Here is a 25476-nt window from a genome sequence, read left to right as displayed (position 1 = left end):
GAAATAGGATGAAGGGCGGCTGTTTCGCTGTCGCCTTTCATTTTGTGATTTTGACCTTGCTTGAGTAAGGAGTGAATGGCTTGGAATACGTGATTGAAATGCTCAATATCCGCAAGGTGTTTGGCACGTTTGTCGCCAATGACAACATTACGCTGCAAGTGAAAAAGGGGGAGATACACGCTCTGCTTGGCGAAAACGGGGCCGGCAAATCGACGCTCATGAACGTGCTGTTCGGTTTATACCAGCCGGACGGCGGCGAAATCCGCGTGAAAGGAAAGCCGGTGCGCATCACCGACCCGAACGTCGCCAATGATCTTGGCATCGGCATGGTGCATCAGCACTTTATGCTCGTCGATACGTTCACCGTGACGGAAAACATCATCTTAGGCAGCGAGCCGACGCGGGCCGGAACGATCGATATGAAGCGGGCGGAGCGGGAAGTGCGCGAATTGTCGGAACGATATGGACTCGCGGTCGATCCGACAGCGAAGATCGCCGACATTTCCGTCGGCATGCAGCAGCGCGTGGAAATTTTAAAGACGCTTTACCGCGGCGCCGATATTTTGATTTTTGACGAACCGACAGCGGTGTTGACGCCGCAGGAAATTCGCGAGCTCATGCAAATTATGCGCACGCTCGTCCGCGAAGGAAAATCCATCATTTTAATTACACACAAACTTAAAGAAATTATGGAAGTGTGCGACCGCGTCACCGTCATCCGCCGCGGCAAAGGAATTGCGACGCTCAATGTGGCGGAGACGAATCCGAACGAACTGGCGGCGCTCATGGTCGGCCGCGAGGTGCAGTTTACGACCGCTAAGAAACCGGCTGAGCCGGGAAAACCGGTGTTGGAAATTAAAGACTTAGTCGTCAAGGACGCGCGCGGGATCAAAGCGGTCAACGGTTTGAACTTGACGGTGCACGCCGGCGAGATCGTCGGCATTGCTGGAGTCGACGGCAACGGCCAGACCGAGCTCATTGAAGCCATAACCGGCTTGATCAAAGCTGAATCAGGGACAATCCGCCTCAACGGCCGAGACATTACGAATTTGCCGCCGCGCAAAATCATCGAAGCCGGCGTCGGCCATATTCCGCAAGATCGGCATAAGCACGGGCTTGTCCTTGACTTTCCGATCGGCGAAAACATGGTGCTGCAAACGTACTATCAGCCGCCGTACTCGAAACGGGGTCTGTTGAATTTTCAAGCCATTTACGAAAAAGCGCGCCAGCTCATCCGCGAATTTGACGTGCGCACGCCGGATGAATATACGAAGGCGCGGGCGCTATCGGGCGGAAACCAGCAAAAAGCGATCATCGGCCGTGAAGTCGACCGCGACCCGGACTTGTTGATCGCCGCCCAGCCGACGAGGGGGCTTGATGTTGGAGCGATCGAATTTATTCATAAGCGGCTCATTGAACAGCGAGACCGCGGGAAAGCGGTGCTGCTCGTCTCGTTTGAGCTTGACGAAGTGATGAACGTCAGCGACCGGATCGCTGTCATTTATGAAGGAAACATCGTCGCCATCGTTGATCCGAAAGAAACAACCGAACAGGAGCTCGGGCTGTTGATGGCTGGAAGCAAACGGAAGGAAGCAGGTGTGTCGTGATGAAGTCGAATCGTCTCCAGCAATTTTTGATACCATTGTTGGCCGTTCTTCTTGGCATGATCGCCGGTTCGATCGTGATGCTTGCAAGCGGCTACAACCCGATCGCTGGGTTTTACGCTCTCGTGTACGGGGCGTTTGGCGATACGTACTATATCGGCGAAACGATCCGCCAGACGACGCCATACATTTTAACGGGCTTGGCGGTGGCGTTTGCCTTTCGCACCGGCTTGTTTAACATCGGGGTTGAAGGGCAGCTGATCGTCGGCTGGCTCGCTGCCGTCTGGGTCGGGGTGTCCTTTGATTTGCCCAAAATCATCCATTTGCCGCTTGCCTTGTTGGCCGCCGCGTTGGCCGGGGCGCTATGGGGCTTGATTCCGGGTGTGCTGAAGGCGTATTTAAAAGTGCACGAAGTCATTATTACGATCATGATGAACTATATTGCTTTGCATGTAACGAACGCCATCATCCGTTCCGTTTTGTCTGATGAGGGATTTAAATCAAAGCCGGTGAAAGAAAGCGCATCGCTTCACTCCGACTTTTTTGATGCCATTACGCATCATTCCACCATGCATTACGGCATTTTCATCGCTGTCGCCGCCGCATTTGTCATGTGGTTTTTGCTTGAGCGGACGACGAAAGGGTTTGAGCTGCGGGCGGTCGGTTTCAATCAGCATGCGTCACAGTACGCGGGCATGAATGTGCGCGCCAACATCATTTTAGCGATGGTCATCTCCGGCGCTTTTGCCGGCGTCGCCGGGGCGATGGAGGGGCTTGGCACATTTGGAAACATCTCGACGAAAGCCGGCTTTACCGGCCTTGGATTTGATGGCATCGCGGTTGCCTTGATCGGAGGAAACAACGCGTTTGGCATTTTGCTCTCCGCCTTGTTGTTTGGCGCCTTAAAAGTCGGGGCGTTGGAAATGCCGTCAAGCGCCGGCGTGCCGACCGAACTCGTCGATATTATTATCGCGCTCATCATTTTCTTTGTTGCATCCAGCTACATGATCCGCTGGCTGTTATCTCGTTGGCAAAAGGGGGCGGAGTAAGTGAGCGTGTATGACGTCTTGCAAACGATTGTCCCGACAACGATTTTCTTTGCGGCTCCTCTCATTTTCACCGCCCTTGGCGGCGTGTTTAGCGAACGGTCCGGCGTCGTCAACATCGGGCTTGAAGGATTGATGACCATCGGCGCGTTTGTCGGCATCGTCTTTAATTTGACGTTTGCCGATCGGTTTGGCGAATGGACGCCGTGGCTTGCCTTATTGGCTGCCATGGTGGTCGGCGCTGTATTTTCCCTGCTGCACGCTGTCGCGTCGGTCACATTTCGCGCCGACCAAGTCGTAAGCGGGGTGGCGATCAACTTTTTGGCGCTTGGTCTGTCGCTGTTTTTAGTGAAGAAAATGTACGGCAAGGGGCAGACGGACCAAATTCAAGTTGGGTTTGACAAAATTGACGTGCCAGTGTTAAGCGACATTCCCGTCATCGGGCCGCTGTTGTTTTCCAACGCGTACGCGCCGTCGTATATCGCCATTGCGCTGGCGTTTGTATCATGGTATGTCATTTACAAAACGCCGTTTGGCCTGCGGCTGCGTGCGGTCGGCGAACATCCGATGGCGGCGGATACGATGGGGATTCATGTCGCCAAAATGCGCTACATCGCTGTCATGATCAGCGGCGCGCTCGGCGGCTTGGGCGGTGCGGTATACGCGACGATCATTTCCCGCGATTTCAGCCATGCGACGATTTCCGGGCACGGATTTATGGCGCTTGCGGCGATGATTTTCGGCAAGTGGCATCCGATCGGCGCGATGGGGGCGGCGCTCTTTTTCGGGTTGGCGCAAAGCTTAAGCATCGTCGGGCAAACGATTCCGTTCTTGAAAAACGTCCCGACCGTTTACTTGCTCATCGCCCCGTATGCACTCACGATTTTGGCGCTGGCGGGCTTCATCGGCCGCGCTGAGGCGCCGAAAGCGGCTGGCACGCCATACATCAAAGGAAAACGGTGATGAAAGCGGCTGTCCGAAAAACGGACGGCCGTTTTTGCTGAATGGAATGATTTGCATTTTTCCATTGGCAAAAGGTATATTGTTGATAAGACGCTTTACAATAAATGAAAGATAGTGCATATCTGCAAAGAGAAAAAGTAAGGAGGAGTTGGATTGGTCGACGAAAAAGTCACAGCGGTCGGACCGGTTCGCGTCCATACGATTTCGACCGATAAGTACAAAACGAACACGATCGTTTGGAAAATGAAGGCCCCTCTTGCTAAAGAGACGGTCACGCTGCGCGCGCTTTTGCCATACGTCTTGCAAAGCGGCACGGCCGACTATCCGAGCGTTAAGGCGCTGCGCACCTATTTGGATGAACTGTATGGGGCGACGCTGAACGTCGATTTAACGAAAAAAGGCGAACATCATATCATGACGATTCGCATCGATGTCGCCAATGAACGATTTTTGCCGGAGCAAACGCCGTTGCTTTCGAAAGCGCTTCAGCTCTTGGCCGATCTTCTGTTCCGCCCGGCTCTTGATGGCGGGCGGTTTGTCACCGACATTGTCGAGCAGGAAAAGCGGGCGCTCCGTCAACGCATTCAGGCGGTGTATGATGACAAAATGCGCTATGCGAACATGCGCCTTGTAGAAGAAATGTGCAAAGGCGAACCGTACGCCCTCTCTCCAAACGGCGAGCTTGAAGACGTGGACGGCATCACGGCGGAAGGGCTGTATCGCTATTATGAACGAGCGCTGGCCGAGGATGAGCTGGATCTATATGTCATTGGCGACGTGGCTGAAGAGGCGGTGCTCAATGCGGTGAAGCAGCGTTTTTCTCTGCCGGATCGTCCAAAGCGGGAGCGCGCATCGTCGGTTTCTGTCAAGCCGCAAGGGGAAGTTCGCGAAGTCATCGAGCGGCAAGACGTGAAGCAAGGAAAGCTCAACATCGGCTATCGGACAAATGTGACGTATGAAGATGACGATTATTACGCCTTGCAAATGTTTAACGGCATTTTTGGCGGTTTTTCCCATTCGAAGCTGTTCATCAACGTCCGCGAGAAGGCAAGCCTTGCCTATTATGCCGCCTCAAGGCTTGAGAGCCATAAAGGGCTTTTGATGGTCATGTCCGGCATTGAACCGGCCCACTATGAGAAGGCGCGCCGCATCATCGATGAGCAAATGCAGGCGATGAAAAACGGCGATTTCACAGATGAAGAAATGGCGCAGACGAAAGCGGTCATCCGCAACCAGCTGCTTGAGACGCTCGATACGCCGCGCGGGCTTGTGGAGGTGTTGTACCATAACGTCGTCTCAACGCGAAAGCGCCCGATCGATGAATGGATGGCCGGCACCGATCAAGTGACGCGCGAGGATGTGGTGCGCGTCGCTGACAAGGTGAAGCTTGATACGGTGTACTTTTTGACCGGAATGGAGGCGACGGAAGATGGAAAAACGGGTGTATGAGACGCTGCACGAAGAGCTGTTTTATGAAAAAATGGACAACGGCCTTGACGTGTACATTTTGCCGAAAAAAGGATTCAACAAAACGTATGCGACATTCACCACGAACTACGGTTCGGTCGACAACCAGTTCGTCCCGCTCGGTAAAACGGAGATGAAGCGCGTTCCGGACGGCATCGCCCATTTTTTGGAGCATAAGCTGTTTGAAAAAGAAGACGGCGACGTGTTTCAGCAGTTCAGCAAACAAGGCGCCTCGGCGAACGCCTTTACGACGTTCACCCGCACCGCCTATTTGTTCTCAAGCACCGACAACGTCGAGAAAAACTTGGAAACGTTGATCGATTTTGTGCAAAGCCCGTACTTTTCCGACAAGACAGTGGAAAAAGAAAAAGGGATCATCGGCCAGGAAATCCGGATGTACGACGACAACCCAGACTGGCGCGTCTATTTCGGCGCCATCGAAAGCATGTATCACAACCATCCGGTCAAAATCGACATCGCCGGCACAGTTGAATCGATCGCCCAAATTACGAAAGAGTTGCTGTATGAGTGCTACGAAACGTTTTACCACCCGAGCAACATGCTTTTGTTTGTCGTCGGCCCGGTCGATGAACAAAAAATCATGCAGCAAATCCGCGACAACCAGGCGAAAAAGTCGTTCCCGCAAGCTCCGGAAGTGAAGCGGTTTGCGTATGAAGAACCGAGCGCAGTAGCGGAAAAGAAAAAAGTGATTCCGATGCATGTGCAGACGAACAAGTGCTTTGTCGGCATCAAAGCGCCGTCCGTTCCTGAAGCCGGCGAACAAAAACTTCGGCATGAGCTTGCCTTCCACGTCGCATTGGACTATTTGTTTGGAAAAAGCTCGCCGCATTATGAACGGCTGTACCGCGAAGGATTGATCGATGATACATTTATGTACGATTATACAGAAGAGCGCGGGTTCGGCTTCGCGTTGATCGGCGGCGATACAAGGGACGCTGAACGGCTCGCTTCGGAAATTCAAACGGTGCTGCTGTCGTTTTCGTCGGAAGCAGTCAAAAAGGAAGAGTTTGAACGGGTGAAAAAGAAAAAAATCGGCGCCTTTTTGCGCGCGCTCAACTCGCCGGAATACATCGCCAACCAGTTTACGCGCTACGCGTTTTACGGATCCAACTTGTTTGACATTTTGCCGGCGCTTTCATCCCTTGCCATGGACGATATCGCGGCGGTTGCCTCTTCTTGCTTCCGCGATTCGCAAATCGCGGTTTGCGAAGTCGTTCCAAAAGGGCAATAAGGCATCCTTCCTGAGAAGGATGCTTTTTTGCGGCAAAAAGGAGAGGATGGTTTCATGCGCTACGCCTTGATTACGGGAGCCTCTGGAGGCATCGGACAAAGCATCGCCCGTGTGCTCGCTCGGGAGGGGTACGGACTTTTTCTCCATTACTATCGGCGACGGGCGCCTGTTGAAGCGCTGAAAGAAGAGCTTAACGATGTGCATATTGTGCCGATTGAGGCCGATTTGTCGGCACCGGATGGGGTGGAAAAGCTCGTTTCGCAAATCGATCGCCCGGTTGATGCCATCGTTTACAACAGCGGTGCAAGCTATTACGGATTGTTGACCGACATGAACGATGAATTAATCGAGCGGATGGTGCGGCTTCACATGACAAGCCCGGCGTTGCTCATCAAAAGGCTGATCCCATCAATGGTGGCGAGAAAGCGCGGTCATATTGTGTTCATTTCCTCGATTTGGGGATTGTGCGGCGCTTCGTGCGAGGCGGTGTACTCGATGACAAAGGGAGGGCAGAACGCGTTTGCCAAGGCGCTGGCCAAGGAGCTTGCCCCAAGCGGCATTCGCGTCAACGCTGTTGCACCGGGGGCGATTGATACCGATATGCTGCGGGTGTTTCGTCCTGAGGAGCTGGAAGCGCTCACTGACGAAATTCCAGCCGGCCGGCTCGGCACCCCGGATGAGGTGGCGGAAACGGTGGCGTTTTTGCTGTCTGATGGCGCTTCGTATATCACCGGCCAAGTCATTTCCGTCAACGGCGGCTGGTATTGTTGAACGTATATTTTCCGGTTCGGCAGGCAAACTATCCTTGAAACATTCAACAAGGAGGGATTGACATGTCGGTACTGGATAACTTTGAACAATGGAAAGACTTTTTGGCGGAACGTTTAGAACAAGCGCAACAGCAAGGATTGACCCAGCAAGTGATCACAGATGTCGCTTACCAAATCGGGGATTATTTGGCGAAACACGTCGACCCGAAAAACCCGGAAGAACGGGTGCTCGCTGATCTTTGGAGCGTTGCGGATGAAAAAGAGCAGCACGCCCTTGCCAACATGATGGTCAAGCTGGTCCAACAAAAATAATCACCCGGTAAAAGAGAGGGGCCTCCCTCTCTTTTTTCTTCCTCCTTTTCGGTTGCTTTTCCATTTATAATTATAGTAGTATGAACTTAGCATAAGGCGTTCGTGCGGACACCGGCAAGGGAGGAGACGGGATGGGCAAGCAGGAATGGTATTTGGAATATGAAATTCATGTCAACCGCCCGGGGTTGCTCGGCGACGTTGCTTCGCTGCTCGGTATGTTGTCCATTAACATCGTGACGATCAACGGTGTCCGGGATTCGCGCCGCGGCATGTTGCTTTTGTGCGACAATAACGAGCAAATTGAACGGTTGGCGACGATCTTGCGGACGATGGACAACATTACGGTGACGAAGCTGCGCCAGCCGAAGCTGCTCGACCGCCTCGCCGTCCGCCACGGCCGTTATATCCAGCGCGATGCCGATGACAAAAAAACGTTCCGCTTCGTCCGTGATGAACTTGGACTGCTTGTCGATTTTATGGCGGAACTTTTTAAAGAAAAAGGGCATAAGCTCATCGGCATCCGCGGGATGCCGCGCGTCGGCAAGACAGAATCGATCGTCGCCGCCAGCGTGTGCGCCAACAAACGATGGCTGTTTGTTTCATCGACGCTGATTAAACAGACGGTTCGCACGCAGTTGATGGAAGATGAGTATAGCGAGGACAACATTTTCATTATCGACGGCATCGTCTCAACGCGCCGCGGGAACGAGCAGCACTGGCAGCTCATCCGTGAGCTCATGCGCCTTGAGGCGACGAAAGTCGTCGAGCATCCGGACATGTTTGTTCGCCATACGGAATACACGCTCGATGATTTTGATTATATGATTGAGCTGCGCCATGAACCGGACGAAGATATTTCCTACGAAGCGATTGACCGCCCGTCATTGTTGGGCGATGACGGGTTTTCCGAATTTGGGTTTTAATTTAAAAAAAGTGGAAGGTGTTGGCCGTTGACGGAACTAGGAAAACGTTTGCGGGAAGCACGGGAAGAAAAAAAGATGAGTTTGGACGAGCTGCAGGAGATGACGAAAATTCAAAAGCGGTATTTGATCGGCATCGAAGAAGGCAACTATGCCATCATGCCTGGAAATTTTTATGTGCGTGCCTTCATCCGGCAATATGCTGAAGCGGTCGGGCTTGATCCGGATGAGCTGTTTGAACAGTATAAACAGGACATTCCCCAGTCTTATCAAGATGACATTCCGCAGACGCTGTCGCGCGTGAAGACGCACCAGCAACTGTCTGCCGAGGGGGCGAAATGGCTCGATTGGCTGCCGAAAGTGGTTGTCGCGGCGGTCGTCATCGGGGCGGCAGTCCTCGTTTGGGTGCTGCTCCAGCACGGCGCCGCAAATGAGCCGCCGACAAAGACAAGCCCAAAAACAGCGGAGGTCGAAAAGCCGAAACATTCGCCGCTTGAGCAAGCGAAACAAAAGCAGCCGGCGAAGGAAACGGACGAGAAGGCAACGAATGAAAACGGACAGCAAAATGAACAGCCAGCGCCGACTGGCGAAGAAGAACAGCCGGCTGCGGCGATGAATGTGACGGAAAAGCGCGGCAACACGGCGACGATTGAAGTCGAAAGCTCCGGCGCGTTTTCCATCGAGCTTTCATCCAAAGGAACGTCATGGGTCGAAGTATACAATACGAAAGGCCATACGTTTTACCGCGGAAACTTGACAAGCGGGCAGACGAAAACGTTCGATCTGTCGGCCGAAAGCGAAGTATGGGTGAAAATCGGGCGTACGCTGGACGTCGACATGAAGGTAAACGGCCAGCCGTTTGCCTATCCGTTTGCCCCGAAAGAGGAAGTATACCAAAAGCTGCATTTCGTGTTGAAGAAATGATGGAACAGGGCGCTTTTCCGCAGGAAGGCGCCTGCTTTTCGCACGGACTGAACGATGTTGAATGAGCGGAGGTATTTGTGGTGAACTTGCCGAATAAAATTACGGTAGCACGCATTATGCTCATCCCGTTTTTCTTGATCGTGATGCTCGTTCCGTTCGGGTGGGGAAGCATCCAAATCGGCGGGACAGAGCTTCCGGTGGCCCATCTTGCCGGCGCGCTCATTTTCATCATCGCCTCAGCGACGGACTGGATCGATGGCTACTATGCCCGCAAATACGGGTTGGTGACGAATTTAGGAAAATTTTTAGATCCGCTTGCCGATAAATTGCTTGTGTCGGCGGCGCTGATCGTGCTTGTCGAGCTCGGGGCCGTTCCGGCGTGGATGGTGATTGTCATCATCAGCCGCGAGTTTGCCGTCACCGGCTTGCGGCTCGTGCTTGCCGGCGAGGGGGAAGTCGTCGCTGCCAACATGCTTGGCAAAATCAAGACATGGACGCAAATTGTCGCCATTTCCGCTTTATTGTTACATAACTTCCCTTTCTCGCTCATTTCGTTTCCGTTCGCTGAATTGGCGCTGTGGGTGGCGGTCATTTTCACGATTTGGTCTGGCTGGGATTATTTTGCGAAAAACAGACATGCGTTTTCCCATTCGAAATAGCCGGCCGCAAAGGGGGAGAAAGTCTGTTGAACGCGGAGATCATTGCCGTTGGCTCCGAGCTGTTGCTTGGGCAAATCGCCAATACGAACGCCCAGTTTTTGTCGCAGCAGCTGGCGATGCTTGGCATTAACGTCTATTTCCATACCGTCGTCGGCGACAACGCCGGCCGCCTCGAACAGGCGGTGAAAACGGCGCAAACGAGAGCGAACCTCATCATTTTCACCGGCGGTCTCGGCCCGACGAAAGACGATTTAACGAAGGAGACGATCGCCCGTTTGCTTGGCCGCCGACTCGTGATCGACGAGGAAGCGCTCCGAGCGATTGAGGCGTATTTTGCCCGCACAAACCGGCCGATGACAGAAAACAATAAAAAGCAGGCGCTCGTCTTGGAAGGATCGACGGTGCTGAAAAACGAGCACGGCATGGCGCCAGGGATGGCGCTTGTGGCAGACGGCATTACGTACATGTTGCTGCCCGGGCCGCCGAAAGAAATGCGGCCGATGTTCAAAAAATACGGAAACGCCTTTTTGCGCCGTACGTTTTCGCTTTCCGAGCGCATCGAGTCGCGCGTGCTCCGCTTTTTTGGCATCGGTGAATCAGCGCTCGAGACGGCGATTGCGGATTTGATCGACGCCCAGTCGAATCCGACGATCGCGCCGCTGGCCGGCGACGGTGAAGTGACGCTTCGTCTGACAGCGAAGCATCAGGATGAGGCGGAGGCGAAGCGGCTTCTTGACGAAGTGGAAGCGGCCATTTTGGCGCGCATCGGCCGCCACTGCTACGGATATAACGATGAAACGTTGTTTACAAAGACGCTCGAGCGGTTAAAAGAAAGAGGATGGACGATCGCGTCGGCCGAAAGTTTGACCGGCGGCCTTTTCCTCGAACAGCTCACCGCCATCCCCGGCGCGTCTCAAGTCGTGCAGGGCGGTGTCGTCTGCTACACAAACGGCGTCAAAGAACAGGTGCTTGGCATACCGCGCACGCTGCTTGAGGCAGAAGGGGCGGTGAGCGAGCCGTGCGCCCGTTTGCTTGCTGAAAACGTCCGCGCGATGTGCGATGCGGATATCGGCATCAGCTTCACCGGCGTCGCCGGACCCGATCCGCTTGAGGGCCACCCGCCCGGCACCGTGTATATCGGCATCGCCGTCCGCGGGCGCGATGCAACTGTCCACCGTCTGACGCTGTCCGGCACGCGTGATGCCATTCGCATCCGCACCGCCAAATACGGCTGTTTTTTTCTGCTTGAGATGCTCGCGGCCGACTGCTGATCGGCCGCCCCCTTCCTTCTCCATTCTCCACCGCACATCGTTTTTTCCACCGCATGAGTATGGCGATTGTTGCTAGTTTCTCCACCGAAAAAACGAATGGACGTTCGTTTTTTGCTTGGCAATGGCCGCAAAACGCGGTATAGTATAAGTAGTCCTAGAATAAGGAGGAGTAGGTTAGTGAACCAAGATCGTCAAGCTGCATTGGAGCAGGCATTAAAACAAATTGAACGACAGTTTGGCAAGGGGGCCATCATGAAGCTCGGCGAGCAAGTCGACCGCAAAGTGTCGGTCGTGCCGAGCGGTTCGCTGGCGCTCGACATCGCGTTAGGCGTCGGCGGCTATCCGCGCGGGCGGATTGTGGAAATTTACGGCCCGGAATCGTCCGGGAAAACGACCGTTGCCCTTCACGCGATCGCGGAAGTGCAAAAGCGGGGCGGGCAAGCAGCTTTCATCGACGCAGAGCACGGTGCGACCTGTTGCTGACTGAAGTATGGCGGAAACGCCGTGCGAAAAGTCAGCGGGACTGAGCATGAGTAGGTCCTAACTGCATCACCGAGAGCTCGGTGAAAATCCGAGACGGGAATGAAGGTTGGCATTCCCGCCCTAATACCCCGACGTGCGGTCATGGTGCGCAACATGGCTGTACGAAGCTCGGAGAGGACGGCGAAAAGCAGACCTGAGAAGCGGTTAGCGAAGTAGCCGGGGGTCCATAAAGCTCCTATGGCTAGAGAACGCATAGCGTTGGAACGAACCACCGGAAGTACGGCTCGTAAGGCGTGGGGCGCCGAAAAAAGAAGGCGCTCACCTCCTAAGTGAGGTTCAGCCCTGGATGAGGTATTCGTGTTTGCCGAGTCTGGATTGATCCCGCAGAGGATCTTTGCCTTGAGCCCTCCAACCATGGGCAGAAAGGCGGCTGACGGGTCAGAGGTGGAGCCTAAGGGAGCATGCAAGGATAGGTGATGCGGTACAGGTGAACCACCCCAGCGGATGCCAAGGGATGCGCATCCCGATGCCGCTAAGCAGGAGGAAATGACTGCTGAAGGGGTGGGGCAGCAGCCCGTAGTAGTGATGAAGCAGGGTAACTCCTGCGGAGCGAAGGGGCATAGTCGAGTACCCTAGGTTACTAACCCAGACAATGATTAGGAAGCCGTGAGGAAATCCGTAAGGGTTTCGGTGAGCAAAACTGACTAAAAACGTGTATGGTACAAATCCGCTAGAAAGGATTTGATACTATCAACCAAACGTTTCAAGAACTAATCATTCCTAGGTCGGAGCAGGAATTCCGCGACCTACAAGACAAGATGTACGCCATTACACAATAAGTAAACTCGAGGAATACAGAAAGTGCGTACACTAGTAAAGTCTAGAGCGGATTAGTAACCGGGGTACTCGATGGAACGCCGTGTGCGGGGAAACTCGCACGCACGGTGTGAAGCGGGGGAAAATAGCCCCTCCGGGTAATGCCGAGGGTGACTATTACCTATCGCTATCGCTCGACCCCATCTATGCACAAAAATTAGGGGTCAATATCGATGAATTGCTGCTTTCCCAGCCTGACACGGGCGAGCAAGGTGCGTCACGTTTCCGTATAAGTGCGTAGGCACGAAAGCGGAGTCCGATGGGAACATCGGGACAACTCTACAGCCGAGTTGGAAGGTGAAATTCCTTCCCGTGGTGATAGTCCTATATCCACGAGCCTGAGACTCCTGCATGCATTCCGGTGCACCCTCACCGGGATGTATGAAGCCAGGTGAAGTCGTAACCCAAGTAGCCTAAGGCCGCAAAATGTGGCTATGGCGAAAGTGGTGCGGGGCTCCTTAAAAGACGCCTATGGTGACGAAAGGAACCTATGCGTGAAGCTCGGTTACCGGTGCTCCCTGAAAAGGGACCATACAGGACGAACCACCGTGTCTTGTTTGCGGTGTTTCCTTTAACCGGCTGGCTTAGTTCGGTTACTGCTCTGATGGGTAGCGGACGTTCCAATCAGAGGTCCTGCCGAGTAGAGTAGGCACCTAAGGGCGTTCAAAAGAAGGGATAGGCTGTAGGGAACGTGAGAGGCCCCCTAAGGAGGAGACAGGGCTGGTCGATGATATCTTAGGGGGAGTCAGCGGTTCCATAGTAATGATGAAGGAGCGCCGTTTGAACCCCAAAGGCAACGATGGGGGAGGAAAAAACGCTCTGGAGTGAAGGGAACCAGCCGGGGCGGCAAAGTATCTACATGTTACGGCAAGCAGGCTAATTCATGGCACTTCCACCCAGTATTATAAAAAGGGAGAAAGGAGCATGAAGGTAAACAAACTTGTCGTAAAAAGCGAACAGGACTTGAGAAACTGCTTGGATCTTCTTTATCAAGAAGCTAAAAAGGGAAAACATTTTTACGGGATGCTTGAGTTGCTTCAAAATGATGTTGTCATTTTAGAAGCTATTCGCAATATTAAAAGCAATAAAGGTAGCAAAACGGCGGGGATTGATCAGAAAATAGTAGATGATTATTTGCTTATGCCAACGGAAAAGGTTTTCGGGATGATAAAAGCCAAACTCAATGACTATAAGCCTATACCAGTGAGAAGGTGCAACAAGCCCAAAGGAAATGCCAAAAGCTCAAAAAGAAAAGGCAATAGTCCGAATGAGGAAGGGGAAACGAGGTCCTTAGGAATATCCGCGGTGACGGATAGAATCATCCAAGAGATGCTCCGGATAGTGCTCGAGCCGATTTTCGAAGCCCAATTCTATCCGCACAGTTATGGGTTCAGACCGTATCGCTCCACCGAACATGCCTTAGCCTGGATGCTGAAAATCATCAACGGAAGCAAGCTGTATTGGGTTGTAAAAGGTGACATTGAAAGTTATTTTGATCACATCAATCATAAGAAGCTTCTGAACATCATGTGGAATATGGGCGTTAGGGATAAACGGGTACTATGCATCGTTAAGAAAATGCTGAAGGCGGGGCAAGTGATACAAGGTAAATTCTATCCAACCGCTAGGGGGATTCCTCAGGGAGGAATTATTAGCCCGTTGTTGGCTAATGTATATCTCAACAGCTTTGACTGGATGGTTGGCCAAGAATATGAGTATCACCCTAATAACGCAAACTATCGGGAAAAGAAAAACGCATTAGCGGCGTTAAGGAACAAGGGACATCATCCCGTCTTTTACATTCGTTATGCTGATGATTGGGTTATTCTTACGGATACGAAAGAATATGCGGAAAAAATAAGGGAGCAATGTAAGCAGTATTTAGCCTGTGAGTTGCACTTAACTCTATCGGATGAGAAAACGTTCATTGCAGATATCCGCGAACAACGGGTTAAGTTTCTTGGCTTTTGTATTGAGGCAGGAAAGCGGCGCTTTCATAAAAAAGGATTCGCCGCTAGAATGATTCCCGATATGGAAAAAGTCAATGCCAAGGTCAAAGAAATTAAGCGCGATATTCGATTGTTAAGAACGAGAAAATCGGAATTAGAGAAAGCCCTTGATATTGAAAACATTAACGCCAAAATTATAGGATTAGCCAATCATCTAAAAATAGGCATTTCCAAGTACATTATGGGCAAAGTAGATCGCGTCATTGAAGAGACAGCCTACCGCACCTGGGTTAAAATGTATGGGAAAGAAAAAGCGGCGCAATATAAAAGGCCTGTGTCAGAGTTTCACAATCGGATTGACAGACATAAAGGCTATCAAATGAAACATTTTTCTGTCGTCACAGAGGATGGCATAAGAGTAGGGATTACTCATGCAAAAATAACGCCTATACAGTATGCAACAGTATTCAAACAAGAAATGACCCCATACACTGCAGACGGCAGAAAAATGTATGAAGAAAAGCATAGAAAAATACGATTGCCAGATAAAATGAGTCTGTTTGATCACGATTCGATATTCATCTACATTTTATCTGAGCATAATGATGGGAAATATAATCTTGAATATTTCTTAAATAGGGTGAATGTATTTCACAGAGATAAAGGAAAATGCAAAATATGTGCTGTATACTTAAGTCCCGGTAACTTCCACTGCCATCATATTGACCCGAGTAAACCTTTAAGTGAGATCAATAAGACCGTTAATCTAGTTAGCTTATGCAACCAATGCCATAGGCTTGTCCATAGCAACCAAGAACCGCCGTTTACAGAACGAAAAATGATTGACAAACTAACGGAGTATAGGAACAAGCTGAAAATATAAAAGTTCTGTTCGCTGGAAAAATTGTAGGTGCTGCTGCCATGTCATCGCGAGGTGATATGGTGGAGAGATAGCCCAAACGGGGCTATCGAAGCTGTCCCGGTGGAACGCCGTGTGCGGGGAAACTCGCACGCACGGTGTGGGGTGGGGGAAAAGCCGGAGATTGCATCAAAGGCTTACCTATCACTATCGCTCGAAATCGCGGAAGCGCTCGTGCGAAGCGGCGCGGTCGATATTATCGTCATCGACTCGGTGGCGGCGCTTGTGCCGAAAGCGGAAATTGAAGGGGAGATGGGCGACGCCCATGTCGGCTTGCAAGCGCGGCTTATGTCCCAGGCGCTTCGCAAGCTGTCTGGCGCCATTAACAAATCGAAAACGATCGCCATCTTCATCAACCAAATTCGCGAAAAAGTCGGCGTCATGTTTGGCAATCCGGAAACGACGCCGGGCGGGCGGGCGCTCAAGTTTTACGCTTCCGTCCGCCTAGAGGTGCGCCGCGCCGAGCAAATTAAGCAAGGCAATGATATGGTCGGCAACAAGACAAAAATTAAAGTCGTCAAAAACAAAGTTGCGCCGCCATTTAAAACGGCTGACGTCGACATTATGTACGGCGAAGGCATTTCCCGCGAAGGGGAAATTCTCGACATGGCGTCCGAATTGGACATCGTGCAAAAAAGCGGTTCGTGGTATTCGTACAAAGACGAGCGGCTTGGCCAAGGGCGGGAAAACGCGAAGCAATTTTTGAAGGAAAACCCGCACATCGCCGATGAGATCGCCCGCGCCATCCGCCAGCATTACGGCATCGACGTTGAAGAGGGAACGAGCGAACCGCAGCAAGACGGGTTCGGATTGCTTGAAGAATAACGGCACAAGGCGTCCTGGCAAGTGGCTGGGGCGCCTTTTTCCATCCGTCCGGCCTGCCAAGGAGAGCGATAAGCCTAAAAAGGACGGCGGGCGGAACGGTCTTGTTCCGTTGTCATCCTCTAGGCGCGTCGGTGTAATATCTTGACAATTCCTATTGCCGCCTTTACAATGAACATGTATATTTGTCCATACGCGCGGCAGGGCCATACGCCCGCCCGCTGCGGCGGACCGCCTTCGTGCGGAAGGCTGCGCGGGTCGATTGTGATGCCAAGCGACTGAGCTAATGGATTGAAAACGGGAATGTCCATCTGCGCCGGTCATGGCGGTGAGAAGAGAGAACGAAAGGAAACCGAACAGCAAGAGGAGGTGAAACGATGGGTTCGATCATCATCTCCGCTTTGCTTGCCTTAGTCATTGGTGCCGTTGTTGGCTTTTTTGTTCGCAAATCGATTGCCGAAGCGAAAATCGGCGGGGCGAAAGCCGCTGCCGAACAGCTGATTGAGGAGGCGAAACGCGAGGCGGACGCCTTGAAAAAAGAAGCGCTTCTCGAAGCGAAAGACGAGATTCATAAACTGCGTACGGAGGCGGAGCGTGATATCCGCGACCGGAGAAGCGAGCTCCAAAAACAAGAAAACCGCCTGATGCAAAAGGAGGAAAATCTCGACCGCAAAGATGAAGCGCTCAACAAACGCGAGGCGTTGCTTGAGGCAAAGGAAGAAGCGTTGAACGAAAGACAACAGCATATTGAACAAATGGAAAGCAAAGTGGAAGCGCTCGTCAAACAACAACAAGCCGAACTTGAACGCATTTCCGGCCTGACGCGCGACGATGCCCGCCAGCTCATTTTAGAGCGCGTTGAGAAAGAGCTGTCGCATGAGATTGCGATGATGATCAAAGAGGCGGAAACGCGGGCGAAAGAGGAGGCAGACAAACGGGCAAAGGCGATTTTGTCGCTTGCCATCCAACGTTGCGCCGCCGACCATGTCGCCGAAACGACGGTTTCCGTCGTCAATTTGCCAAACGACGAAATGAAAGGGCGGATCATCGGGCGCGAAGGGCGGAACATCCGCACGCTCGAGACGTTGACCGGCATCGATTTGATCATCGACGATACGCCGGAAGCGGTCATTTTGTCCGGATTTGACCCGATTCGCCGCGAGACGGCGCGCATCGCGCTCGATAAGCTTGTGCAAGATGGCCGCATCCATCCAGCGCGCATTGAGGAAATGGTCGAAAAGGCGCGCCGCGAAGTGGATGAGCATATCCGCGAAGTCGGCGAACAGACGACGTTTGAAGTCGGTGTTCACGGCTTGCATCCGGATTTGATCAAAATTTTAGGGCGGCTCAAGTTCCGAACGAGCTACGGACAAAACGTGCTGAAACATTCGGTGGAAGTGGCGTTTTTAGCCGGACTGATGGCGGCCGAGCTTGGGGAGGACGAAATGCTGGCGCGCCGGGCCGGCTTGCTTCATGACATTGGCAAAGCGATCGACCACGAAGTGGAAGGAAGCCATGTGGAAATCGGCGTTGAGCTGGCGACGAAGTATAAAGAACATCCGGTCGTCATCAACAGCATCGCTTCCCACCATGGCGATACGGAACCGACGTCGGTCATCGCTGTGCTCGTCGCGGCGGCCGATGCGCTGTCGGCGGCGCGGCCGGGAGCGCGCAGCGAAACGCTGGAAAACTATATCCGTCGTCTAGAGAAGCTTGAAGAAATCGCCGAATCGTACGAAGGCGTGGAAAAATCGTACGCCATTCAAGCTGGACGTGAAGTGCGCATTATGGTCAAACCAGATATGATCGACGATTTGGAAGCGCACCGGCTGGCGCGTGACATCCGCAAACGAATCGAAGAAGAGCTCGATTACCCGGGCCATATTAAAGTGACGGTCATCCGCGAAACGCGGGCGGTCGAATACGCGAAATAAAGTGGCTATTGCCACTTTCTTTTTTTGTGCGTAAAATAGGAGGGTATAGCGATGCGGAGATAGATGCAAGGCGATATGTTTCGTTTAGAAAGGGATCAAGGATGAGAATTTTATTTATCGGCGACGTCGTCGGTTTGCCGGGGCAAAAAATGGTGGAGCACTATTTGCCAAGGCTGAAGGAAAAACATCGGCCGGACGTTGTTGTGATCAACGGCGAAAACGCCGCCGGCGGGAAAGGAATCACCGAACCGATTTACCGGGCGCTTCTCGCTTGGGGGGCTCATGTGATCACGTTGGGCAATCACGCATGGGACAAACGCGATATTTTTGAGTTTATCGATCAGGCGAAGGCGCTGATCCGCCCGGCGAATTACCCGCCCGGCACGCCGGGAAAAGGCATCGTCTTTGTGCCGACCGAGCATGGCGAAGCGGCGGTCATCAATTTGCAAGGGCGAGCGTTTTTGCCGGCGATTGACTGCCCATTTCAAAAGGCGGACGAGCTGATCGCCGCCGCCTCCGCGCGCACGCCGGTCATCATCGTCGATTTCCATGCCGAGGCGACGAGTGAAAAACAGGCGATGGGCTGGTACTTAGACGGCCGCGTATCCGCGGTCATCGGCACGCATACACACGTCCAGACGGCCGATAACCGCATTTTGCCAAGAGGGACGGCGTACATTACCGACGTTGGCATGACCGGTCCATACGACGGCATTTTAGGCGTCGATCGAGAGGCGGTGCTGCGCAAATTTTTAACCGGCCTGCCAGTTCGTTTCGACGTCAAGGAAGGACGAAGCCAATTGAATGCCGTCTTTGTTGATGTAGACGAAAAAAGCGGACGGGCGTTTCGCATTGAACGGTTGATCATTAACGATGACCACCCTTATTTTGAATAGTCCATCTTTTAAAAATTTTTTAAAATGTCCTCCTCCCATGCAGGAATAGTTGTCGAAACAGTGAATATAGTTACAATGAAGACCTTTTACCGAAATCATTTTCCAAGGAAACGAGGGAGGAGCTAGGAATGGAAATATTAAAAGTTTCAGCAAAATCGAATCCGAACTCTGTAGCTGGTGCACTTGCCGGGGTGCTGCGCGAGCGCGGCGCAGCGGAAATTCAAGCGATCGGCGCAGGTGCATTGAACCAAGCCGTTAAAGCAGTAGCGATCGCACGAGGGTTTGTGGCACCGAGCGGCATGGACTTGATTTGCATTCCGGCGTTTACGGATATTATCATCGACGGAGAAGAGCGGACAGCGATCAAATTGATTGTCGAACCTCGTTAACTGGATGATCAGACAATGGCGGCTATAACCTGTTGGCGCCTTCGGCTGCGAAGGCAGGCAGGTTATTTTTGCTTTTTCAAGGGGGGAACGGAATGATCTTCGATGCCCATTGCGATGTGTTGATGAAGTTATGGCAAGATCGGTCTCTGTCGTTTTACGACGGAGCTTCGCTTCACGTCACTCTTTCCGGGATGGCGGAAGCAGGGGTGAAAGTGCAATGCTTTGCCATCTACATACCGGAAACGGTGCCGGAGGAAGCCCGGTTCACTGTTGCGCTGGAGATGGTGGATATCTTCTTTACCCATGTGATCGAGGCGTTTCCGTCTGTGAAGTTCGTGCGGACGAGACGGGATATCGCCGCCCTTAAAAAAGAGGAAGTCGGCGCCATGTTGACGCTGGAAGGGTGCGACGCCATCGGCGCCAACCTTGTCAAGCTAAAGACGCTCCTTCGCCTCGGCGTCGCTTCCGTAGGGTTGACATGGAACTTCCCGAACGCTGTCGCTGACGGAGCGTGGGAGAAGCGCGGCGCCGGGCTGACGGCGTTTGGCCGGCAAGTCGTTGCGCTTCTTAATGAAGCAAAACGATGGGTCGATGTGTCCCACTTATCGGAGAAAGCGTTTTGGGATGTCATCGAGATGGCTCGGTTCCCCATCGCTTCCCATTCCAACGTGCATCGTCTATGCCCGCATCCACGCAACTTAACCGACGAGCAGATCAAAGCGTTGATCGAAAAAGACGGCATGATCGGCATTAATTTCGTTCCGTATTTTTTGACGGCGAAGAAAAACGAGGCGATGATCGCTGATGTGCTTCGCCATCTCGACCATATATGCGCGCTCGGGGGGGAAAACAACGTCGGGTTTGGTTCCGACTTCGATGGCATCACGGAGACGGTCGCCGGCCTTGGAACGGTAAGGGAATATGCGCGGCTTGTCAACGAGTTGTACAAGCATTACTCCACCGAGCAAGTATCCCGCTTTTTATTCGGCAACTTCTACGCCCATTTGCCGGAGTGACGAATATCACGGAGTATCGGCTCTGCGTATCCTAGAATAGAAGACAGGGCATCGGCGGCGCCGGCTGAAAAAGGCGTCCAAAATGGTAGTTTCCTTGTCAGAAAAGTGGTACAATAGTAGCGAAAGGCTGGAGTGAATATAAAGGGGTGTAATGCATGATCGAACAGCTGTCATGGAAGGTGGGCGGCCAGCAAGGGGAAGGAATTGAAAGTACAGGGGAAATTTTCTCCACAGCGCTGAACCGCCTCGGATATTACTTATATGGATACCGCCATTTTTCTTCACGCATCAAAGGGGGTCATACGAACAACAAAATTCGCGTCAGCACAAAACCGGTGCGGGCGGTCGCTGATGATTTGGACATCTTGGTGGCGTTCGACCAAGAGACGATCGACTTCAACTTCCACGAGCTGCGTGACGGCGGCATCGTCATGGCGGACGCCAAATTCAATCCGGTGATTCCGGAAGGAAAAGGAGTGGCGCTTTACGCCGTTCCGTTCACCGATATCGCCACACAGCTTGGCAATCCGCTGATGAAAAACATGGTTGCCATCGGCGCGACAAGTGCGGTGCTCGATTTGGACGCCGCCGTGTTCGAAAGTGTTGTCGTTGATACATTTGGGCGCAAAGGGGCGCAAGTCGTTGAGAAAAACATGGAAGCGATTCGCGCTGGAGCGCAATATATGAAAGAGCAGCTCGATGGTTCGACGAAAACGATGAAACTAGCCAAAGCCGACGGCAAACGGCGAATGTTCATGATTGGCAACGATGCCATCGCCTTGGGCGCCATTGCCGGCGGGGCGCGCTTTATGGCCGCCTATCCGATCACCCCAGCTTCGGAGATTATGGAGTATTTGATTAAAAAGCTGCCGGATTTTGGGGGCGCGGTCATCCAGACAGAAGATGAAATCGCCGCCTGTACGATGGCGATCGGCGCCAACTATGCGGGCGTGCGGGCGTTCACCGCTTCGGCCGGACCCGGGTTGTCGCTTATGGCCGAAGCGATTGGGCTGGCCGGGATGACGGAAACACCGCTTGTTGTCGTCGATACGCAGCGGGGCGGTCCAAGCACCGGCTTGCCGACAAAGCAAGAGCAGTCGGATTTGCTCGCGATGATCTATGGCACGCACGGGGAAATTCCCAAAATTGTCATGGCGCCAAGCACGGTCGAAGAAGCGTTTTACGATATGGCGGAAGCGTTCAACTTAGCTGAGGAATACCAATGCCCGGTCATTTTCCTGTCGGATTTGCAGCTGTCGCTCGGCAAGCAGACGGTTGAGCCGCTTGATTACGATCGGATCGAGATCCGCCGCGGCAAGCTGATGAATGGTGAACTGCCGCCGCTTCCGGACAAAGACAACTTCAAACGGTATGAAATCACGCCGGACGGTGTTTCGCCGCGGGTGCTGCCGGGAACAAAATACGGCATCCACCATGTCACCGGGGTCGAACACGCCGAAACAGGCCGCCCGTCAGAGACGGCGGCAAACCGCCGGGCGCAAATGGAAAAACGGATGCGCAAACTTGAGCACATCCACTTCCCGACGCCGGTGCACAAACAACTCCGCCACGAAGAACCGGATTTGCTCCTTGTTGGCTTTTTATCGACGCGCGGAGCCATTGAAGAAGCGATGGAGCGGCTCGAGCAAGATGGCGTCAAAGTCAACCATGCGCACATCCGTCTGCTTCATCCGTTCCCGGTTGACGACGTGCGGCCGCTTGTCGAGAAAGCGAAACGAGTCGTCGTCGTCGAGCAAAACGCTACCGGGCAGCTGGCGAATTTGTTGAAAATGAACGTCGGGCACGCTGATAAAATCGCCAGCGTCTTAAAATTCGACGGCAATCCGTTCTTGCCGGGCGACGTCTATACTAAATGCAAGGAGTTGTTAGCGCAATGGCCACCTTTAAAGATTTCCGCAATGATGTGAAACCGAACTGGTGTCCGGGGTGCGGCGACTTTTCCGTGCAGGCCGCCATCCAGCGCGCGGCCGCCAATCTCGGGTTGGAGCCGCACGAACTCGCGGTCATTTCCGGGATCGGCTGCTCGGGCCGCATTTCCGGCTACATTCACTCTTACGGCTTTCACGGCACGCACGGCCGCGTTTTGCCGCTGGCGCAAGGAGTGAAAATGGCGAACCGCGATTTGACGGTCATCGCCGCCGGCGGGGATGGCGACGGATTCGCGATCGGCATGGGGCACACGGTTCATGCCATTCGCCGCAACATCGACATCACATACATCGTCATGGACAACCAAATTTACGGGTTGACGAAAGGACAAACATCGCCGCGCAGTGCTGCCGGCTTCCAAACAAAAAGCACGCCGCACGGGTCGATCGAGCCGGCTTTGTCGCCGCTCGAGATCGCGTTAAGCGCCGGAGCGACGTTTGTCGCGCAAGGTTTCTCAAGCGATTTAAAAGAATTGACAAGCTTGATTGAGGAAGGCGTCAAGCATAAAGGCTTTGCGCTCATCAACGTCTTCAGCCCGTGCGTGACGTACAACAAAGTGAATACGTACGAGTGGTTCAAAGAGCGGCTCATCAAGGTGAGCGACATCGAAGGATACGACCCGTCCGACCGGGAGATGGCGATGCAGACGGTCATGAAATACGATGGTCTCGTCACCGGGATCATTTATCAAAACAAAGAACAAAAGTCGTACCAAGAGCTTGTGCCAGGCTACAGCGAGGCGCCGCTTGCCGAGGCGGAGCTGAAAATGAGCAAAGAAAAGTTCGCCGAACTCGTAGCAGAGTTTATGTAAAAATGGAAACCATTTGCACCCGATGGAGGCTTGCCTCATTGGGTGTTTTTTGTTATCATGACATGTTCCGGTCCTCCGGAACAAACCCCATTGTGTTTCCTTGCCGCTCGCGATATACTATGGTAGTGTGTGGTTGGAAGAAATTTGTCGAGGCGAGGCCGGCTGCACAGGAAACGGCGGCCGCTCGTCCCGGATGATCGAATGATTTTGTGAAGAAAGGAGATTGCTATGAACGAAAAACAACGTTTGGAGCAAACGGGACAAATCAAAACCGAAAGCCATCCAGCGGACAGAAAATCCGCCTTGGACCGGCTGAAAGAAAAAACGACGAAAGACTATGAGAAATATTTCACGAGCGTGTTTCTCCCGCCGAATTTAAAAGAGGCGAAGAAACGCGGCAAAGAGGAAGTCAAGTACGTCAAAGACTTTGCGATTCCTGAAGAGTTTCGCGGCATGGGGCGCGGACGGAAGTTTTACATCCGCACGTATGGCTGTCAAATGAACGAGCACGATACGGAAGTGATGGCCGGCATTTTCATGGCGCTCGGCTATGAGCCGACCGACCGTCCGGAAGAGGCAAACGTCATTTTGCTCAACACGTGCGCGATCCGTGAAAACGCGGAAAACAAAGTGTTTGGCGAGCTCGGCTACTTAAAGCCGCTCAAAACGACGAACCCGGACTTATTGCTCGGCGTGTGCGGCTGTATGTCGCAAGAAGAATCGGTTGTCAAGAAAATTTTAAAGCAATACCAATACGTCGACCTTATTTTCGGCACGCACAACATCCATCGCCTGCCGTACATTTTGCATGAGGCGTACATGTCGAAAGAAATGGTCGTCGAAGTATGGTCGAAAGAGGGCGACGTTGTTGAAAACTTGCCGAAAGTGCGCAAAGGGAAGATTAAAGCATGGGTCAACATTATGTACGGCTGTGACAAGTTTTGCACGTACTGCATCGTTCCGTACACGCGCGGCAAAGAGCGAAGCCGCCGTCCGGAAGACATCATCCAAGAAGTGCGCCAGCTCGCCGCCCAAGGCTATAAAGAAATTACGCTCCTTGGGCAAAACGTCAACGCTTACGGAAAAGATTTCACCGACATCCAGTACGGCCTTGGCGATTTAATGGATGAGCTGCGCAAAATTGACATTGCGCGCATCCGCTTCACAACGAGCCATCCGCGCGACTTTGACGACCGGCTCATCGAAGTGCTCGCCAAACGCGGCAACTTGGTTGAGCATATCCATTTGCCGGTGCAATCGGGCAGCACGGAAATTTTAAAAATGATGGGCCGCAAATATACGCGCGAGGAGTACTTGGAGCTCGTTCGCAAAATCAAAGCCGCCATTCCGGATGTCGCGTTGACGACGGATATTATCGTCGGCTTCCCGAACGAGACGGACGAGCAGTTTGAAGAAACGCTGTCGCTTTACCGTGAAGTCGAATTTGACTCGGCCTACACGTTCATCTATTCACCGCGCGAAGGCACGCCGGCGGCGAACATGAAGGACAACGTGCCGATGGAAGTGAAAAAAGAGCGGCTCAAGCGTCTCAACGACCTTGTTCAAGAAATCGCGGCCAAGAAAATGAAGCAATACGAAGGGCAAGTCGTCGAAGTGCTTGTGGAAGGCGAAAGCAAAACGAATCCGGATGTATTGGCGGGTTATACGCGCAAAAACAAGCTCGTCCACTTCGTCGGCCCCAAATCGCTCATTGGCCAATTGGTCAACGTGCGCATTACGCAGGCAAAGACGTGGACGCTGACGGGCGAGCTAGTCAATGAAGCGATCGAGGTGAACGAACATGGCAAAATATACGCGGGATGATATCTTGGCCCAGGCGAAGCAGCTGGCGAAAATGATCGCCGAAACGGAAGAAGTCGACTTTTTCAAACGAGCGGAAGAAAAAATCCACCAAAACGAAAAAGTGCGCACGTTGATCAACGAGCTGAAATCGCTGCAAAAGCAAGCGGTCAACCTTCAGCATTACGGAAAACATGAAGCGCTGAAACAGGTTGAGGCCAAAATTGACGCCATTTACGAAGAGTTGTCGCAAATCCCGATCGTCAGCGAATTCCAGCAGTCCCAATCCGATGTGAACGACCTGCTTCAGCTCGTCGCCTCGACGATTTCGAATACGGTGACCGATGAAATTCTCGCTTCGACGGGCGGCGACGTGCTGCGCGGCGAAACCGGCGCCGCGCTTCGCTACAACAAACACGGCGGCTGCCATTAATGGCATGCGG

At 52.9% G+C, this 25476-nt stretch carries 20 protein-coding genes and 3 pseudogenes; all 23 read left to right on the top strand.

Annotation, left to right across the window (positions count from 1 at the left end; translation table 11 throughout):
• Window positions 1–80: 80 nt before the first annotated feature.
• The 23 genes and pseudogenes from ETR37_RS03350 (at window position 81) to ETR37_RS03240 (ending at window position 25466) form a co-directional block, all read left to right on the top strand.
• Window positions 81–1607 carry an ABC transporter ATP-binding protein gene (locus tag ETR37_RS03350; RefSeq protein WP_011230784.1) on the top strand — a complete coding sequence of 509 codons (1527 nt, stop codon included), beginning with the start codon at window positions 81–83 and terminating at the stop codon, window positions 1605–1607.
• On the top strand, window positions 1607–2653 hold the full coding sequence (locus tag ETR37_RS03345; RefSeq protein WP_025951132.1) for an ABC transporter permease: 1047 nt from the start codon (window positions 1607–1609) through the stop codon (window positions 2651–2653). The genes ETR37_RS03350 and ETR37_RS03345 overlap by 1 nt, the downstream gene beginning before the upstream one ends.
• Window positions 2654–3613 (top strand): ABC transporter permease, encoded by a 960-nt coding sequence (locus tag ETR37_RS03340; protein ID WP_011230786.1) that lies wholly within the window; start codon window positions 2654–2656, stop codon window positions 3611–3613.
• Window positions 3614–3766: 153 nt separating this feature from the next.
• Window positions 3767–5062: an EF-P 5-aminopentanol modification-associated protein YfmF gene (gene yfmF / locus ETR37_RS03335; protein WP_129446912.1), complete on the top strand. Its 1296-nt coding sequence runs from the start codon at window positions 3767–3769 to the stop codon at window positions 5060–5062.
• Window positions 5043–6332 (top strand): EF-P 5-aminopentanol modification-associated protein YfmH, encoded by a 1290-nt coding sequence (yfmH, locus tag ETR37_RS03330; RefSeq protein ID WP_013145709.1) that lies wholly within the window; start codon window positions 5043–5045, stop codon window positions 6330–6332. Before yfmF ends, yfmH begins: the two co-directional genes overlap by 20 nt.
• Before the next feature lie 54 nt (window positions 6333–6386).
• Window positions 6387–7103 (top strand): elongation factor P 5-aminopentanone reductase, encoded by a 717-nt coding sequence (gene ymfI, locus ETR37_RS03325; protein WP_129446911.1) that lies wholly within the window; start codon window positions 6387–6389, stop codon window positions 7101–7103.
• Between the two features lie 62 nt (window positions 7104–7165).
• Window positions 7166–7414 carry a DUF3243 domain-containing protein gene (locus ETR37_RS03320; protein WP_011230790.1) on the top strand — a complete coding sequence of 83 codons (249 nt, stop codon included), beginning with the start codon at window positions 7166–7168 and terminating at the stop codon, window positions 7412–7414.
• Between the two features lie 131 nt (window positions 7415–7545).
• Window positions 7546–8337: a DUF3388 domain-containing protein gene (locus ETR37_RS03315; protein ID WP_015374447.1), complete on the top strand. Its 792-nt coding sequence runs from the start codon at window positions 7546–7548 to the stop codon at window positions 8335–8337.
• 27 nt (window positions 8338–8364) lie between these two features.
• Entirely contained in the window at window positions 8365–9258 is an 894-nt protein-coding gene (locus ETR37_RS03310; RefSeq protein ID WP_060788131.1) for a helix-turn-helix domain-containing protein, read from the top strand.
• Window positions 9259–9338: 80 nt separating this feature from the next.
• Window positions 9339–9917 (top strand): CDP-diacylglycerol--glycerol-3-phosphate 3-phosphatidyltransferase, encoded by a 579-nt coding sequence (pgsA, locus tag ETR37_RS03305; RefSeq protein WP_011230793.1) that lies wholly within the window; start codon window positions 9339–9341, stop codon window positions 9915–9917.
• Between the two features lie 26 nt (window positions 9918–9943).
• On the top strand, window positions 9944–11188 hold the full coding sequence (locus tag ETR37_RS03300) for a competence/damage-inducible protein A (protein ID WP_129446910.1): 1245 nt from the start codon (window positions 9944–9946) through the stop codon (window positions 11186–11188).
• A 177-nt stretch (window positions 11189–11365) separates the two neighbouring features.
• Window positions 11366–11653: pseudogene (locus ETR37_RS03295) on the top strand (recombinase RecA); the annotation flags it as partial.
• Window positions 11654–12677: 1024 nt separating this feature from the next.
• Window positions 12678–12761, top strand: a pseudogene (locus ETR37_RS20770) (hypothetical protein); the annotation flags it as partial.
• Window positions 12762–13471: 710 nt separating this feature from the next.
• A complete protein-coding gene (locus ETR37_RS03285) occupies window positions 13472–15379 on the top strand; it encodes a group II intron reverse transcriptase (RefSeq protein ID WP_063211235.1) in 1908 nt (635 codons plus the stop codon).
• Window positions 15380–15565: 186 nt separating this feature from the next.
• Window positions 15566–16240, top strand: a pseudogene (gene recA / locus ETR37_RS03280) (recombinase RecA); the annotation flags it as partial.
• Between the two features lie 374 nt (window positions 16241–16614).
• Complete coding sequence (gene rny / locus ETR37_RS03275) at window positions 16615–18171, top strand: ribonuclease Y (protein ID WP_011230797.1); 1557 nt, start codon at window positions 16615–16617, stop codon at window positions 18169–18171.
• A gap of 101 nt (window positions 18172–18272) precedes the next feature.
• Window positions 18273–19067, top strand: a complete 795-nt coding sequence (locus tag ETR37_RS03270) for a TIGR00282 family metallophosphoesterase (RefSeq protein WP_011230798.1) — start codon at window positions 18273–18275, stop codon at window positions 19065–19067.
• A 128-nt stretch (window positions 19068–19195) separates the two neighbouring features.
• Window positions 19196–19456, top strand: a complete 261-nt coding sequence (gene spoVS, locus ETR37_RS03265; RefSeq protein ID WP_003251598.1) for a stage V sporulation protein SpoVS — start codon at window positions 19196–19198, stop codon at window positions 19454–19456.
• Window positions 19457–19548: 92 nt separating this feature from the next.
• Window positions 19549–20472, top strand: a complete 924-nt coding sequence (locus ETR37_RS03260) for a dipeptidase (RefSeq protein ID WP_015374450.1) — start codon at window positions 19549–19551, stop codon at window positions 20470–20472.
• Window positions 20473–20627: 155 nt separating this feature from the next.
• Complete coding sequence (locus ETR37_RS03255) at window positions 20628–22400, top strand: 2-oxoacid:acceptor oxidoreductase subunit alpha (RefSeq protein ID WP_015374451.1); 1773 nt, start codon at window positions 20628–20630, stop codon at window positions 22398–22400.
• Window positions 22367–23233 carry a 2-oxoacid:ferredoxin oxidoreductase subunit beta gene (locus ETR37_RS03250; protein ID WP_011230801.1) on the top strand — a complete coding sequence of 289 codons (867 nt, stop codon included), beginning with the start codon at window positions 22367–22369 and terminating at the stop codon, window positions 23231–23233. Before ETR37_RS03255 ends, ETR37_RS03250 begins: the two co-directional genes overlap by 34 nt.
• Before the next feature lie 228 nt (window positions 23234–23461).
• Window positions 23462–25057: a tRNA (N6-isopentenyl adenosine(37)-C2)-methylthiotransferase MiaB gene (gene miaB, locus ETR37_RS03245; protein WP_013145701.1), complete on the top strand. Its 1596-nt coding sequence runs from the start codon at window positions 23462–23464 to the stop codon at window positions 25055–25057.
• Window positions 25035–25466, top strand: coding sequence for a YlbF/YmcA family competence regulator (locus ETR37_RS03240; RefSeq protein WP_011230803.1), 432 nt, complete (start codon window positions 25035–25037; stop codon window positions 25464–25466). The genes miaB and ETR37_RS03240 overlap by 23 nt, the downstream gene beginning before the upstream one ends.
• Window positions 25467–25476: the final 10 nt, after the last annotated feature.

It is taken from the genome of Geobacillus sp. PK12 (assembly GCF_004123125.1).
GTDB classification, from domain to species: Bacteria; Bacillota; Bacilli; order Bacillales; family Anoxybacillaceae; genus Geobacillus; species Geobacillus zalihae.
This window is presented reverse-complemented; position numbering and strand designations above follow the sequence as displayed.